The sequence below is a fragment of the Variovorax boronicumulans genome, assembly GCF_040544675.1.
Lineage (GTDB): Bacteria > Pseudomonadota > Gammaproteobacteria > Burkholderiales > Burkholderiaceae_C > Variovorax > Variovorax boronicumulans_D.
In genome coordinates this window covers 1-2,117 of the sequence record NZ_JBEPKK010000048.1, presented here as the reverse complement: position 1 = coordinate 2,117, position 2,117 = coordinate 1, and the positions used below count along the sequence as shown (strand labels likewise).

1 protein-coding gene is annotated in these 2,117 nt (G+C 70.1%); it reads right to left on the bottom strand.

Annotated features, from left to right (window positions below; genetic code table 11):
* Window positions 1-2,117: non-ribosomal peptide synthetase (locus ABIC90_RS27320; protein ID WP_354359870.1), on the bottom strand; the 2,117-nt coding region annotated here is incomplete at both ends.

Below are 2,117 nucleotides of genomic sequence, written 5' to 3'. Positions count from 1 at the left end.
GGCTCGAACTCGCGCGTGCCGTAGGCCGCATCGCCCGGCGCGGGCAGCGCGCGGCGGTCCAGCTTGCCGTTGGGCGTGAGCGGCAGCGCCTCCAGCTGCACGTAGGCCGCCGGCACCATGTACTCGGGCAGCCGGGTGGCCAGGTGCGCGCGCAGCGCCTCGGGCTGCGCCTGCGGCTGCTTCTCGTGAGCCAGGACATAGGCGACCAGCCGCGGGTGGCCGGGCTCGTCCTCGCGGGCAAGCACCACCGCTTCGCGCACACCGGGGTGCGCCAGTAGCTTGGCCTCGATCTCGCCCAGCTCCACGCGGTGACCGCGTACCTTGACCTGGAAGTCCGTGCGTCCGAGGTATTCGAGCTGGCCGTTCGCATCCCCCACCCACCGCGCCAGATCCCCGGTCCTGTAAAGCCGTGCGCCCGGCGCACCGAAAGGATCGGGCACGAACCGCTCGGCGGTGGTCCCGGGCTGATTCAAGTACCCGCGAGCCAGGGGCATGCCGCCCACGTACAGCTCTCCTGCAGCCCCCTTGGGCACCGGCGCCAGTGCGTCGTCGAGCAGGTACACGCGGGTGTTGGCAATGGGCCGCCCGATGAGCGAGCCCTGCCGCCCCTGCAGCGCCTGTGCGGTGTAGCGCATGAATGTCGCTTCGCCGTTGACCTCGGAGCTTCCGTAAAGGTTGTACAGGCGCAGCTGCGGATGCGCTTGAACGATGCTGCGTGCCAGCTCCGGCGCCAGCCGCTCGCCGCTGCACACGAGCGTGCGCAGACTGTCCAGGACCTGGGGCTGCGAGGCTGCCAGACTGCGCAGCAGCGAGGGCACCAGCACGAGCGTGTTCACACGCTGGCGCACGATCTGCTGCCCCAGGCGTTGCGGATCGTGTGCCGTCTCGTGATCCACTGCCACGAGCGTGCCGCCGGCCAGCAGCGTTTGCAGCATCTCGGTGACCGAGTCCACGAACCCGATGCTCGTCTTGAAGGCCGTGACCGGCGGGTGCTCCAGCACGTCCAGCACGTCGCGAATGAACCAGTGCAGGCGATTGCCCAGGCCGGCGATCGAATTGGCCACGCCCTTGGGCGTGCCGGTCGAACCAGAGGTGTAGATCACGTAGGCCAGGTGAGCCGTCGTGAGCGCCTGCAGCCGCGGTGGCGGGTTGTGCGCGGGCCTGCTGTCCCACGCACGCGCCGTCGAATCGAGTTCGAGCACGGCCAGCGAGGGCGCCAGGGTACCGAGTGCCGGAAGCAGCCGCGCATGGAGGCCCGCATGGGTCAGCAAGGTGTGGGGCGCGCTGTCCTGCAGCATGAAACCCAAGCGTTCCATGGGGTAGCTGGGGTCCAGCGGCACGTAGGCGGCGCCCGCCTTCAGCGTGGCCAGCAAAGCGACCACCAGATCGGCGCCGCGGGGCAAGGCGACGGCCACGCGTGCATCCGGCCTCACGCCCTGTGCGATGAGGTGATGCGCCAGACGGTTGGCCTGCGCGTTCAGCGCGGCGTAGCTGAACGAAATGTCATCGGCCACCAGCGCGGGGGCCTCTGGCGTGCGCTGGACCTGGTCCTCGAACAGCGCGTGGATGCAGCGCTCGGCGGGCCAGGGCGCTGCGGTGTCGTTCAAGCCGTGCAGCAGCTCAAGGCGCTCCTCGGCCGACAGCAGCGGCACCCGCGCCAGGCTTGCCTGGTCATCGGCCACCAGCGCGCGCAGCAGGGTCTGCCAATGGGCCAGATGGCGCTCGATGCTGGCGCGGTCAAACAGCGCGCAGGCATAGCCGATGTGCCCGGAGATGCATGGGCCGTCGTCCTGCAGCGACAGCTCCAGGTCGAACTTGACGCTCGGCGCATCGGCGCCGACCGGTTGCAGCTGCAAGCCCGGCATCTCCAGCATGCCCTCGGGCGCGTTCTGCCAGACGAACATGACCTGGAACACCGGGCTGTGGGCCAGGCTGCGCTGGGGCTGCAGCGCCTCGACCACCTGCTCGAAGGGCAGGTCCTGGTGCGCCTGGGCGGCCAGGGCGGTGGCGCGAACCTGGGCCAGCAGCTGGGCCACCGTGGGCGAGCCGGACAGGTCGATGCGCAGCGCCTGGGTGTTCACGAAAAAGCCGATCAGCGACTCGACCTCGGCGCGGTG